General features: G+C 51.7%; 1 pseudogene. It reads right to left on the bottom strand.

The annotated features are described in order from the left end of the window. A pseudogene (locus AC1RPN_RS08505) lies at window positions 1-408 on the bottom strand (hypothetical protein); the annotation flags it as partial.

The following is a 408-nucleotide window of genomic DNA, read 5'->3' as shown; positions in this document are numbered from 1 at the left end:
CACCGGATGTTGCGGTGCTACTGATCACTAGGTTTCCGTTAGCGTCCGTCGAGAACGATATCAGGGAACCTGCTACCAGCGTCTTGAGCTTTGCTGTGCCGGTTGTGGCACCGCTATCTGAGATAAGCGATGTGCCGGTCGCAGCGTTGTTATCCGATGCCTGAACCACAATATTGCCGTTAGCATCGGGTTGCTGACCATCTACGGTCTTCACCTTGCCAGCATTATCGAGTTCCTGTTGAAGATTGGGTATATCCGCAATATCAATCTCGACGGCACCAACAGAATTCGGAAACTTGTTGTTGACGGATTTCACTTCACCGGCCGCAAAACTCACTGCTGTAGTTGCTCCGTATACCGAACCATCGTTAACTGTAAACGTGGTGCCGCCCGCGTACTCAATGCCGT

It is taken from the genome of Dellaglioa sp. CoH-57-MRSF-20 (assembly GCF_056781955.1).
This window is presented reverse-complemented; position numbering and strand designations above follow the sequence as displayed.